Below are 11,849 nucleotides of genomic sequence, written 5' to 3' on the forward strand. Positions count from 1 at the left end.
GGAGCCGTACGGTGGTGGGGGCGCGCAGATCTTGCGGAGCCTTGGGGGAGAGAGGGCCTGGGCCATGGACCGTGGCACCGAGAGGGACGGCGCGGTGGCGGAACAAGCCGCCTCCGGACGGATCCCGCTGGCCGTGGTCGTGGTGGACCGCGAGGGCCTCGTCTCGCACTGGAGCTCCGGCGCACGCCGTCTGTTCGGTGCCGCCAAGGAGGAGGCGCTCGGACGCCCGGCCGTCGATCTGCTGCCCGTCTCCGGAGCGCTGCCCGAGGACGACGACATCTCGCCGTACGGCGCCTACGCGGCGTACGACGGTCTCGGCCACGATCTCGAATCGTCCCTCGACGGGCGGCTGTACTACCCGGCGGCGGGCCGCGCCCGCCTCACCGTGCCCGAGCGAGACCGCGTCGATGTGCTGTGGTGGGCCTACCCGCTGGTGGGACCGGGCCCCGAGCGGCTGCTCGTGCTGGGCGCCGACGTGGGCCGGCTCCAGCAGGACGACCAGGACCACGACGGGGACACCGGCTACGAGCGCGTCGCCCCCGCGTTCGCCCTGCACACCGACTTCCCCGGCGCCGAGGAACTCGCCCGCAAGCTCCCCGAGATCCTGCCCAGCATGAGCGTCGACGAAAGCGCCCGCGTCGTCGGACAGATCCTCGAACTCGGCTATCCCGTGCTGGAGTTCAGCCAGAACGACCGGGTGCCTGTCACGCCCGACTGGGGCGTGCCCCGGCGCGTCGAGCGCCGGGTCCGCCGGGAGCGGGCCGCCCGGGCCGCCGCACAGGGCCTGCCGTTATCGCGGGAGGACACCGACGAGGTGGAGGACCTCGAATACGCGGCCGTACGCGAACGGCTGGAGTTCCTCAACGAGGTCAGCGGCCGCATCGGCACCTCCCTCGATCTGTCGCGGACCATCATCGAGGTCAGCAAGGCTGTCGTGCCCCGCTTCACCGACGTCGCCGGCACCTATCTGCGTGAACAGGTCGTCGCGGGTGAGGGGTTCCCCGAGGGCGTGCCGGACACGACCACCATGTGGCACCGGGTCGCCGTCGAGCACACCGACGAACCCGGCCGCTGGGACGACGTCGTACCGGTCGGCGAGGCCATGCCCTTCCCCGCGCACACGCCGTTCTTCCAGTGCATGACCACCGGCGAACCCGTCCTCGTGCCGCGCATCAGCGAGGAGATGGGCCACGCCATCGCCTCCCAGTTCGAGAAGCGGGACATCCGGCCGCTCATCACGGGCCGCTCCATGCTGGTCGTACCGCTCAAGGCCCGCCATGTCGTGCTCGGGTTCATGATCCTGCTGCGCCACCCCGAGCGGCCCGTCTTCAACGACATGGACCGGGTGACCGGCGCCGAACTCGCCGCCCGCGCGGGCCTCGTGCTCGACAACGCGCGCATGTACACCTACCAGGAGAGCGTCGCCGAGACCCTCCAGGACAGCATGCTGCCGCACATCCCGCCGCGCATGGCGGGCTGCGACATCGCCACCCGCTATCTGCCCGGCACCCTCCTCGGACGGGTCGGCGGCGACTGGTTCGACTCCGTGAAACTGCCCGGCGCCCGCACCGCCCTCGTCGTCGGCGACGTGATGGGCCACGGCCTCAACTCGGCCGCCATGATGGGCCAGTTGCGTACGGCCGTGCAGACCATGGCCGCCCTCGACCTGCCGCCCGCCCGGCTGCTGCGCAACCTCGACGACCTCGCCCAGCGCCTCGGCGACACCTACCTCGCGACCTGCCTCTACGCCGTCTACGACCCCATCGCGAGCGAACTCCACATCGCCAACGCCGGCCATATCCCGCCCGCCCTGGTCCGCGCCGACAACGGGCGCAGCGAGCTGCTCGACCTGCCCACGGGAGCGCCGATCGGCGTCGGCGGGGTGCCCTTCGAGGCGGTACGCGTGCGTGTGGAGCCCGGCGACCGGATCGTGATGTGCACCGACGGCCTGGTCGAGGTGCGCGGCGAGGACATCGGCGTCGGCCTCACGACCCTCTGCGAGTCCGCCGCCCACCCGGCCGCCTCCATGGACGACGCCTGCGACACCATCATCCGCGCCCTCAACACACGGGGCGGACGCAAGGACGACGTGGCCCTGCTGATGGCACGGCTCAACGGCATCGCACCGCAGGACGTCGCCGAGTGGCGGCTCGCCCTCGACCCGGAGGAGGTCGGCCGGGCCCGAGCCGTCGTCCGGGAACAGCTGCACGACTGGGGTCTGGAAAGGGTGGCCGACGGCGCCGAGCTGATGGTCAGCGAACTCGTCACCAACGCCGTAAAGAACTCCCACAGCCGCCCCGTCGAACTGCGCCTCGTGCGCGGCGACACGCTGCTGTGCGAGGTGGACGACGACGACCACGACCTGCCGACCCTGCTGAACGCCGGGCCCGCCGACGAGTCCGGCCGCGGGCTGCGGGTGGTGAGCGTGCTCGCCCGCGAATGGGGCGCGAGCCGGACGAGCACCGGCAAGGCCGTCTGGTTCGAACTCACGCTCCCGCGCCGCTGACGCATCCCGGCGCACAGGGCGTACGACGGCGGACGAGTCTCGAATACGGAGTGAACGTATGCGCCGCGCGCTTGTGGCCGGAACCAGGCCGCGATAAACCGTACTCGCCCGTCACTTCACGGCGGGTCGGCGTCGCAACCTGGGGAGTCGGTCATGAGTGTGACGAGTCGTTACCGGGAGGCCTGGGAGGGCTTCTGGCGTGAAGCCCCGGAGGAACCCGGGGCGGTGTTCTGGGACGCGGAACCGGCCCTGACCGCCGGCCGCCATCTGGCCCTCTTCGAGGCGCACCTGACCGATCCGGGCCTGGCGATGGTCGACCTGGGCTGCGGCAACGGCACCCAGACCCGTTTCCTCGCCGAGCGCTTCCCGCGCGTCGTCGGCGCCGACCTGTCCGCCGCGGCCCTCGACCACGCCCGCCGCGCCGACCCCGCGGGGCAGGCGACGTACCGGCTGTTCGACGTCGTGGAGAAGACCGAGGCCGAGACGCTGCACGCCGAACTCGGCGACACCAACGTCTATATGCGGGGCGTCCTGCACCAGGCCGAGCCCGACGACCGGCAGTCGATGGTGAACGGGATCGCCACGCTCGTCGGTGAGCGCGGCCGGGTCTTCCTCGTCGAACTCTCCGAGTCCGCCAAACCCGTCCTGCTGGGCCTCGCCCAGAGCCCGTCGGGACCGCCGCCCAAGCTCGCGCCCATCTTCCGGCACGGCATCGCCCCCGGCGAGGTGGCCGACGCGTCGGTGCCCGAGTACCTGCGCGCGGCCGGGCTCACCGTCCTCGCGAGCGGCGAACTGCCGCTGACCACCACGGAGTACGGGCCGGACGGCACGCGGATCGAGCTGCCGTCGAAGTGGGTGGTGGCCGGCCGCACGGCGTGAGGAGGGCTCGATCCGAGCCGACGGTGGTCCGCCCGCCGGGCGCCCTTCCGTGCAGGACGCCGGCGGGCGGACCACCCGGGGATCACTCGACCCCGCGGCCCCGGCGGTGGGCCACCCAGCCCGTGGCCACCAGGGCGGCCGCTAGCGCGGCGGCGGAGACCACGGTGACGCCGGTGGAGGCGAGGCTGCCGCCCGTGGGGGACGTGCCGTTGCCGCCGGTGGTCGCGCCAGTGCTGCTGCCACCGGTGGTGTCCGCTCCGCCGCCCGTCGTGCCGCCCGAGGAGCCGGAGCCGCCCGTGCCGCCGGTGTCACCGGGCTCCGGCTCCGTCTCCACCGGGTCCTGTCCGACGAAGCTGACCGGGACCTTCACGTCCTGGGAGCGGTCGCCCGAGAGGGTGTGGTCGGCGCGGGTGGCGAGGACGCACCTGGCCTTGAAGCAGTCGGTGAACTCGTCCTTGGCGTCCACCGACAGCTCGACCTCGAAGGAGCCGCCGTCGCCGTACGGGATCGCGAGGTCCTGGCCGTAGTCCGGCGGGTTGGAGGAGATCCACGCCGAGGAGTGGGACGCGCCGCTCATGTCGACGCCGCCGACGCACGGCGTCGGCAGTTGGCCGTCCCCGTTGTCGACACACAGGGCGACGTAGACGCCCTTGTCGACGTCGTAGCCGGAGCCGGTGACCTTCAGCGTCTGGTTCTCGGTGGCCAGGCGGTTGACCGGGGTGACGGTGAGCTTCTGGCCCTCGTAGCCGGTCTCGGTCCTGCTGCCCGAGGGCTCGGATTCCTCGCCGTCGCCGCCGCCGGTGGTGCCGCCGGTGGTGCCGCCGTCCCCGGTGGACTCGGTGACCGTCAGCGTGACCGGTGAAGTGCGGGTCGTGCCCACGGAGTTGGCGAACTCGGCGCGGTACCGGTAGCCGTCCTGCGCCGCCCTGGCGGTGAAGGAGTACGCGTTCTCCGTCGCGCCCTCCGGCGTCGACCAGGTCTGGCCGCGGTCCGGGCTGACCTGCCAGCGCACGGTCGGCTCCGGGGTGCCCTCGGCCGCCGCGACGAACGTGACCTCGTCGCCGGGGTCGACGGACTGGTCGGTGGGGGACTGGGTGACCTTGGGGGACATGCGCAAGTCGAGCTTGACGACCTTGCTCTCCGCCTGCTTGGTGACGTGGACGGAGGTGGCGCCCGGGGCGACGGCGACACCCGCGAAGGCGCCCGCGAGGTTCCCCGGCAGGGAGACCGGGTCGGCGGCCTGCCGGAAGGTCGCGCTGTCGAGGATCTGGAGCGAGCTGTTCTGGTCCGAGGTGCTCTCGGCGAGGTCCTCGCGCAGCACGAAGGCCCGCCCGGTGGTCTTGTCGAAGGCCGCCGCCGTGGGCCGGTCCGCGCCCGTCAGGGTGGTCAGCGGCTTGCCGTCCTCGTCGAGGACGAGCACCGAAGTCCCGCTCGCCACCCAGACGTTGCCGGTGGCCGGGTCCGGTTCGACGAAGAAGACGGGGTCGGCGGGGAGTTCGGCCGTGGCGGTGACCTCGAAGGTGGCGGTGTCCACCCGGCGCAGGACCGGCTTGCCCTCGCTGGTGCCCACGGACCAGGCGGCACCGTGCGCGGCGTCCACGCCGAGCAGGCTGCCGCCCTCCAGCGTGAGCGTGTCCATCACGGCGCCGGTGGCGGTCTCGACGCGGCGCAGCTCGGGTCCGGCCGCGACCAGGACGGTGGCGGGGTCGGCGTCCTGACCGACTCCGGTGAACGTCGCGCCGTTGAACCAGACGCCCCGCGCGACCGCGTCCCCGTCCTTGGCGGTGCCTAGGCCGCGCAGCGGATAGCGGAAGACCACGCCGTCGCCGGGGAGCGGGCCGGCGATCCGCCGGACCACACGGGCGGCCATCGCACCGTTCGGGCCGGGTGCCTGGGCGATGTGGCCGAGGACTTTCCCGTCCTCGGGGTCCAGGACGTACAGGCCCTGCTCGGCCACGTCGGAGGTGTCGGGGATGTTGTCCGAACCGACGTACAGCTTCCCCGAGTCGGGGTGCAGGAGCAGGGGGGCGCCCCGCGGTGGTGAACTCGGCCGCCCTCACATAGCCGACGGTGCCCGGCGGGACGTCCACACCGTCGCCGTCGCCGTCGTCGCCGTCACCCGGGTCCTGGCCCTCGAAGGTGATCGGGATGCGGACGTCCTGGGAGCGGTCGCCGGCGCCGTTGTGGTCGACACGGGTGACGACGGAGCAGGCGACCTCCAGGCAGTCGAGGCCGCTGTCCTTGGCCTTGACGCCCAGGCCGACGTCGAAGGTGCCGCCCTCGCCCCACCGTTCGGCGATCGTGCCCGCGCCTTCGTCCGAGGCGTCCCTCGGGATGATCCACACCGAGGAACCGCTGCTGCCGCTCTGGTCGGCACCGCCGAGGCAGGGGGTGGGGATGCGGTTGTCGCCGTTGTCCTTGCAGACGGCGACGTAGACGCCCTTGGTGTCGTCGTAGCCCTCGCCGGTGACGCGTCCTTCACCGTCACCTTCCGACCGTCGGAGGAGGCGACGGTGACGGGCAGTTTCGGGGGGTCGTCCTCGACCCGGCCACCGAACTCGCCGACGTCTCCACCCGCACCACCCGCGTCGCCGAGGCGCTCGGCGTCCCCGGGGCGGGCGAAGCCCTGAACAAGCGCATGAGCGACGAACTCGCCGCCGCCCGCGCCGCCGTGCCCCGGGGCAGCAAGCCCAAGGTCGCCTTCCTGTACATGCGCGGCAGCGCGGCCGTCTATCTGATCGGCGGCAAGGGTTCGGGTGCCGATTCGCTGATCGAGGCCGCGGGGGCGGTGGACGCGGGCAAGGAGGCCGGGCTGGACAAGCCGTTCACGCCGATCACCAGCGAGGCGCTGGTGCGGGCCCGGCCGGACGTGATCCTGATGATGACCAAGGGGCTGGAGTCGGTCGGCGGTGTCGACGGGCTGGTCGACATTCCCGGCATCAGCCAGACGCCGGCCGGAATGAACCGCCGGGTCGTCGACATGGAGGACGGGGTGCTGCTGGGGTACGGGCCGCGGACGCCGCTGGTGATCGACATCCTGGTGGATCGCATCCACCAAACGTGAGAAAAGTTCAGGGTTGCGGCATCTGGTGGCCCCGAGACCCCGCTCTGGCGCAGGCGACGTTCCCGGTTCGCCGACTCGGGACACGAGTACTCCGGCTTCGGCGGAGGCGGCGTCCACGGCTACCGCTCCCTGGAGGGCACCTTCCTCGGCGGCTGCCTGTTCTTGGGCCGCGCGGCGGGGCGGGCGGCGGCAGCGGCGTCGGCGACCTGAAGCGATACCGGGCAGGCACCCGGACTGCTCAGGTCTCGGTCGGCACGCAGAGGACGGGGACGCTGGAGAGGTGCAGGAGCTTGTGGGGGGTCGAGCCCAGCAGCGCCCCGCGCACGGGGCTCTCGCCCCACGTACCCACCACGATGAGCCGCGCCGCGTGGCGCGACGCGGCGTCGATGAGCGCCGGTGCGGGCTTCTGGTCGATGAGCTCGACCGTGGTCCGCACGCCGGCCTCTTCCGCCACCCGGACCGCCCGGTCCAGTGCGTGGTGTCCGGCTTCGCGAACGGCATCCTGGTGGGCGACGTACTCCTCGCCCACCGAGCCCGGAGCCGCGGCGCCGTAGACCAGCACCAGGGGTTCGTCGAACGCTGCCGACATCTCGATGGCGACGGTCAGCGCACGCACCGCGCCGGGGGACTCGTCGAAGCCGACGACGACTGACATCTTCAGGACTCCCTGCTCCCCGGCTCCTCGCCGTCGACGAGGGCGGGGTCGACCACACCGGGGCGTTCCGACCAGAACACGGGAGCCAGCAGCCGCCACACGACCATGATGACCACGCCCGTGACGGTGATGCCGATACCGATGACGAGCGGGGGCCCGAGCCCGAACCACGAGTCGCCGCTGTAGGAGTTGGCGGGGTCGGACATGTCGATGACCGATTCCACCAGCAGCCAGGACAACAGTCCGGCGCCGACGAGCGGGCCGAGGCCGATGAGGACGAAGTGGTGGACGCTTCTGGTCAGGTGGCGGCGGTAGTAGACGGCGCAGGCGGCGCCGGTGAGCGCGTAGTAGAAGGCGATCAGCAGGGACAGCGCGGTGAGCGAGTCGAACAGCGCGTTGGAGCTGATCTCGCTGACCACGAGGTACCAGGCGATGGCGATCCCGGCGACCCACCATGTGCTCACGTCGGGGGTGCGGAACCGCGGGTTGATCCGGCCGAAGTGCGCGGGCAGCGCGTGTCGGCGTGCCATGGAGAGCGCTGTGCGGGACGCCGGGATGATCGTCGTCTGCGTCGAGGCCAGCGCGGACGTCGACACAGCGAGCAGGACGACCCAGTGCCAGCCGCCCATGGCCTCCTCGGCGAGCAGGGCGAAGATGAACTCCTCCTCCGCCGCGTTCTCGGCCAGATAGGCCGTTCCGGCGTAGGCGACCACCGCGAAACCGACCGCCACATAGGTCACCAGCAGGATGACCGTCGACCACACGGCGGCCTTGCCGGGAGCCGTGGCGGAGTCCTCTGTCTCCTCGGTGAGGTTGACCGCCGACTCCCAGCCCCAGTAGATGAACACGCCCAGCAGCAGGGCCCCGGTCAGGGAGGCCCCGCCGGCTCCGAAGGCGTCCAGCCAGCCGATCGCCGGTTCGACGGAGTCGAGCGTGCTGGTGTCGGCGTAGACGCGGTACAGCGCCACCACCGCGAAGACGAGCAGGCAGACGACCTGAGCGAGGATCAGGATGTTCTGCACCTTGGCCGACAGTTCGGTGCCGATCACGCAGATGCCCGTCATCACCAGGATGAGCAGCACCGTGAGCAGCCGGCGTGCGGCGTCGTTGTCGACCCAGCTGTCGAGGCCGAAGGAGAGCAGGGCGAAGGTCACGGCGACATCCGCCAGCGACCCGACGACCAGGACGCCGGTCATCGCGATGGCCCAGCCGCCCAGCCAGCCGGCCCACGGCCCCATGGCCCGGGTGACCCAGGAGAACGTCGTACCGCAGTCCTGGTCGACCTTGTTGAGGTAGTAGAACGCCGAGGCGATCAGCAGCATGGGCACGAACGACGCGAGCATCACGCCGGGGGCGTGGATCCCCACGAGGGCCACGACCGGACCGATGACCGCCGCCACCGAGTACGCCGGGGAGGTGGAGTTGAGCCCGATGACGAGCGCGTCGAGGAAACCGATCGCATTGGGCTTCAAGCCGGCGGACTGCGGCGGGACCGCGTCCGCGGTGTCGTTGGCCATGTTCCCTCACTCCCTGGTCTGTGCATCCATAGAACAGGGAGTGGTGGGACATTCAGGTCATTGATGACCTTTACTGGCCTTATGTCGCCTCAGGCATCAACCCTCGGCGGGTGCCGATACGAGCGCGACCAGGTCCTCGGCGGTGCGCGGGCCGTGCCCCGAGTCGGTCAGCAGGCCGTGCGATCGCAGGAGTTGGGCGGCGGCGACTCCCCACGGCAGCCGCAGTCCCGCCTGCTGGAGGAGATCCGTGCGGGCCAGCATCGTGGGTGCCGGTCCGGTGCGGACGCCGGACGGGGTGAGGAGGGCCGCGTCGTCGGCCCAGCGCAGGGCCAGGTCGACGTCGTGGGTGGCCATCACCACCGTGGTGCCGCTCGCGCGCAGGCCGTCGAGGGTGGCGAGAAGGCGCTCCTGGCCGTCGGGGTCGAGTCCGGCGGTCGGTTCGTCCAGGATCAGCACGCGGGGCCGCATCGCGACCGCGCCGGCGATCGCGGTGCGCTTGCGCTGCCCGTACGACAGCAGATGCGTGGGCCGGTCGGCCAGCGCGGTGATGTCCAGGGCGGTGAGCGCCTCGTCGACCCGCGTGCGCACCTCGGGGTCGGGCAGGCCCAGGTTCAGCGGGCCGAAGGAGACGTCCTGGGCGACGGACGCGGCGAAGAGCTGGTCGTCGGGGTCCTGCACCACCAGCTGCACGGTCGTCCGCAGCCGGGTCAGCCCCTTGCGGTCGTACGTGACCGGCGTACCCGCCACCGTCAACCGGCCGTCGTGCGGGCGCAGTCCACCGCTGAGCAGCCGCATCAGCGTCGTCTTCCCACTGCCGTTGCGGCCGAGCAGCGCCAGCGCGCGCTTCTCGCTCACATCGAAGTCGAGGCCGCTGAGCACGACGGGGCCGTCCTCGTAGGCGTAGGACGCGCCCCGCAGGGCGACCAGGGCGGTGGGCTCGCTCATGGCAGGGCCTTTTCCAGTACGAGGGTGAGGGCGGCCAGCGTCGCGAGGAGTGCGCAACTCGCGGCCGTGAAGCGGACGGAGACCCGGGCCTCGGGCACCAGGACGCGCAGCGTGCCGTCGTAGCCGCGTCCGGCGAGCCCGGCCTGGAGCCGGGTGGCCCGGTCGAAGGCCCGCACGAACGCGGTGGCGCCGAGCCCGGCCAGGGACCGCCACTCCGCGGCCCGGCCGGTGTGCCCGAGCCGGGCGGCCTGGGCCTCCCGGATGCGGCGCATGGAGTCCAGGAGCAGGAAGCTCATCCGGTACGTCACCAGGGCGACGTCGACGACGGGCGCGGGCACGCCGGCCTTCACCAGGCGGGGCAGGAGATCGGACATCGGGGTGGTGAAGGCGAACAGCAGCACGCCCAGGGAGGCGGCCGAGGTGCGCAGCAGCAGCTCCCCGGCGCGCAGCGGGCCCTCGTCGGCCAGGGACACGAAGCCCTCCGGCCCGCCGACCTGGACCAGCAGCGTGACCGCGCCGGTCACACAGAAGCCGAGCGGCACCCGGTAGGCGCGCCACAGCCGCCGCGCGGGCACGCCCGCCGGACCCAGCAGCACGGCGAGGGCGGTGACCAGGACGAGTGCCGCACCCGGCCAGGGCGGCAGCGAGATCGCGAGCACGGTGAGGCCGAGCCCGAGCACGGCCTTGTCCACGGGATGACGGTGGCGCCAGCGACTGCTGTGCGCCGCCGCGTCGATGGGCAGCACGAGACGTCAGGCCCTTTCGGCCGTGGACTCCTCGGCGGCGGCCGTGTCACCGGCCGGGCTCCCGGAGTCCCGTTCCCGCTCCAGTGCCCGCTGCTCTCCCTGTCGCCGTCCCCGGTGCAGACCGAAGTAGTAGGCGAGGACGCCGACCCCGAGGGCCGCCTGGAGGGAGAACAGAGCCGACTCGATCTCGCCGGACGGCGGCTCGTACAGCGGCGAGAACCACGGCTCGTAGTCCGGCTCGATCTCGGTGATCGCCGACTCCGCCTCACCGTCGGCACCCGTGAACGGCTCCTCCTTGTGGTCGCCGAGGCCGAGGGCCAGCGGCAGCACCGCGAGGGCGGCCACGACGAGCAGCAGCAAAATGTTGATCTTCGTGTTCCTGCTCATCGGGCCACCGCCTCGCTCTCGGTCCGGGACTGCTTCTTGGCGAGGAGCACGCCCAGCCGGGTCAGTTCCCCCTTGCTGGACTGCACCAGCAGCCGCATCACGAGCACCGTGAGCAGGCCCTCGCTCACCGCGAGGGGGATCTGGGTGACGGCGAAGATGGAGCCGAACTTGCCGAGCGCGCCCAGGAAACCGCTGCTCGGGTCGGGGAACGCGAGCGCCAGCTGGACGCTGGTCACGCAGTAGGTGGACAGGTCGGCGACGAACGCGCCGAAGAAGACGGCGACCATCAGCGGCACGTCGTAGCGCCGCAGCAGCTTGTAGACGGCGTATCCGGCCCAGGGTCCGGCGATCGCCATCGAGAAGACGTTGGCGCCGAGCGTGGTCAGGCCGCCGTGCGCGAGCAGCAGCGCCTGGAAGAGCAGGGTGATCGTGCCCAGCACCGCCATGATCGGCGGCCGGAACAGGATGGCGCCGAGGCCGGTGCCCGTGGGATGCGAGCAGCTGCCGGTCACCGAGGGCAGCTTCAGCGCGGACAGGACGAACGTGAAGGCTCCGGAGGCGCCGAGGAGCAGGGTGCTCTCGGGGTGCTCCTTGACCTCACGGGTGAGTGAACGGACGCCGTGGACGACGAAGGGCGCGGACGCGACGCCCCAGGCGACCGCGTGCGCCGGAGGCAGAAAACCCTCGGCTATGTGCATGGCTCAGCAGACCCTCTCCAGCACCTCGTGGATGGTTGACGCGCCTTGGCCGGTCTCCTGGCTGACGGGTAGCACCGCCCGTGCTCCGCCTTCCCGGATCCCGAAGGACCCAGTGGCTGCCTGTCAGGGCTGGAGCCGGACTTCCCGATTCACAGTGGCGAGGGCCGCACCGGCATCACACCGGATTTCCCGTTCACCAAGGCGTGGTGACAGTAGTGCCCGGACAGGGTGGCTGACAAGCGCGCCCAGGGGGCGTGAAAGGGGCGCTCGCTCGCTGCGTGACGTGCCCGGGCAGCGGCGCGGCACGGAGGGCCCGTGAGCTCTCAATAGTTCTCGATCGTGGGTGTACCACCCGGCTCGCTCCTCTCGCCGGCCCCCGCGCACCGGCGTGGCTTCCGAGGTGGCGACGAGTCCGGTGGGGGTGCCGCACTCCCCGGCCCCACCCGGCGCCC

The 11,849-nt window shown here is 71.9% G+C and carries 10 protein-coding genes, 2 pseudogenes and 1 riboswitch; of the genes and pseudogenes, 5 read left to right on the forward strand and 7 right to left on the reverse strand.

What is annotated here, in order from left to right; genetic code table 11:
• Positions 1-64: 64 nt before the first annotated feature.
• Positions 65-2,506 carry a SpoIIE family protein phosphatase gene (locus ABIE67_RS38275; protein WP_370266113.1) on the forward strand — a complete coding sequence of 814 codons (2,442 nt, stop codon included), beginning with the start codon at positions 65-67 and terminating at the stop codon, positions 2,504-2,506.
• 153 nt (positions 2,507-2,659) lie between these two features.
• Positions 2,660-3,385, forward strand: a complete 726-nt coding sequence (locus ABIE67_RS38280; RefSeq protein WP_370266114.1) for a class I SAM-dependent methyltransferase — start codon at positions 2,660-2,662, stop codon at positions 3,383-3,385.
• Between the two features lie 82 nt (positions 3,386-3,467).
• On the opposite strand, the gene ABIE67_RS38285 is transcribed toward ABIE67_RS38280, so the two are convergent.
• Positions 3,468-5,342 (reverse strand): hypothetical protein, encoded by a 1,875-nt coding sequence (locus ABIE67_RS38285; RefSeq protein WP_370266115.1) that lies wholly within the window; start codon positions 5,340-5,342, stop codon positions 3,468-3,470.
• Positions 5,343-5,358: 16 nt separating this feature from the next.
• Here ABIE67_RS38285 and ABIE67_RS38290 point away from each other — a divergent pair, with 16 nt between their 5' ends.
• The 3 genes and pseudogenes from ABIE67_RS38290 to ABIE67_RS38300 form a co-directional block, all read left to right on the forward strand.
• Entirely contained in the window at positions 5,359-6,015 is a 657-nt protein-coding gene (locus ABIE67_RS38290; protein WP_370266116.1) for a hypothetical protein, read from the forward strand.
• A pseudogene (locus ABIE67_RS38295) lies at positions 5,919-6,449 on the forward strand (hemin ABC transporter substrate-binding protein); the annotation flags it as partial. The gene ABIE67_RS38290 and the pseudogene ABIE67_RS38295, both read left to right, overlap by 97 nt.
• 24 nt (positions 6,450-6,473) lie before the next feature.
• Positions 6,474-6,659, forward strand: a pseudogene (locus tag ABIE67_RS38300) (FAD-binding dehydrogenase); the annotation flags it as partial.
• 28 nt (positions 6,660-6,687) lie between these two features.
• Here ABIE67_RS38300 and ABIE67_RS38305 read toward each other — a convergent pair.
• From ABIE67_RS38305 to ABIE67_RS38330, 6 genes are all read right to left on the reverse strand, one after another.
• Positions 6,688-7,104: a universal stress protein gene (locus tag ABIE67_RS38305; protein WP_370266117.1), complete on the reverse strand. Its 417-nt coding sequence runs from the start codon at positions 7,102-7,104 to the stop codon at positions 6,688-6,690.
• A gap of 2 nt (positions 7,105-7,106) precedes the next feature.
• Positions 7,107-8,621, reverse strand: coding sequence for an APC family permease (locus tag ABIE67_RS38310; protein WP_370266118.1), 1,515 nt, complete (start codon positions 8,619-8,621; stop codon positions 7,107-7,109).
• A gap of 96 nt (positions 8,622-8,717) precedes the next feature.
• Positions 8,718-9,566, reverse strand: a complete 849-nt coding sequence (locus ABIE67_RS38315; protein WP_370266119.1) for an ATP-binding cassette domain-containing protein — start codon at positions 9,564-9,566, stop codon at positions 8,718-8,720.
• Positions 9,563-10,312, reverse strand: coding sequence for a cobalt ECF transporter T component CbiQ (gene cbiQ, locus ABIE67_RS38320; protein WP_370266120.1), 750 nt, complete (start codon positions 10,310-10,312; stop codon positions 9,563-9,565). The genes ABIE67_RS38315 and cbiQ overlap by 4 nt, the downstream gene beginning before the upstream one ends.
• A gap of 6 nt (positions 10,313-10,318) precedes the next feature.
• Positions 10,319-10,699 (reverse strand): energy-coupling factor ABC transporter substrate-binding protein, encoded by a 381-nt coding sequence (locus tag ABIE67_RS38325; protein ID WP_370266121.1) that lies wholly within the window; start codon positions 10,697-10,699, stop codon positions 10,319-10,321.
• Positions 10,696-11,397 carry an energy-coupling factor ABC transporter permease gene (locus tag ABIE67_RS38330; protein ID WP_370266122.1) on the reverse strand — a complete coding sequence of 234 codons (702 nt, stop codon included), beginning with the start codon at positions 11,395-11,397 and terminating at the stop codon, positions 10,696-10,698. The genes ABIE67_RS38325 and ABIE67_RS38330 overlap by 4 nt, the downstream gene beginning before the upstream one ends.
• Before the next feature lie 29 nt (positions 11,398-11,426).
• A riboswitch (cobalamin riboswitch) is annotated at positions 11,427-11,613 on the reverse strand.
• Positions 11,614-11,849: the final 236 nt, after the last annotated feature.

Origin of the sequence: Streptomyces sp. V4I8, assembly GCF_041261225.1 — a bacterium.
Taxonomy (GTDB): domain Bacteria; phylum Actinomycetota; class Actinomycetes; order Streptomycetales; family Streptomycetaceae; genus Streptomyces.